Annotated in this window: 1 pseudogene; it reads left to right on the plus strand. The window is 65.2% G+C overall.

Going from position 1 to position 201, the window contains the following annotated elements:
* Positions 1-201: pseudogene (locus ACQRAJ_RS08830) on the plus strand (IS3 family transposase); the annotation flags it as partial.

A 201-nucleotide genomic window follows, 5' to 3' on the forward strand; every position in this document is an offset into this window, starting at 1 on the left:
TCTACAACAGGGAGATCGTCGGCCACTCCGCCGGGCCCAGGAAGGACGCCCGGCTGGTCAAGTCGGCGTTCGCGACGCTCTCCTTCCCCATCTCGGACATCGAGGTCTTCCACACGGACCGCGGCAGCGAGTTCGACAACGCCGAGATCGACCTGATGCTCGAGGCCTTCGGCATTGAGAGGTCGCTGTCGGCCAAGGGCT

Source organism: Collinsella sp. SGI.184 (genome assembly GCF_050313415.1).
Lineage (GTDB): Bacteria > Actinomycetota > Coriobacteriia > Coriobacteriales > Coriobacteriaceae > Collinsella.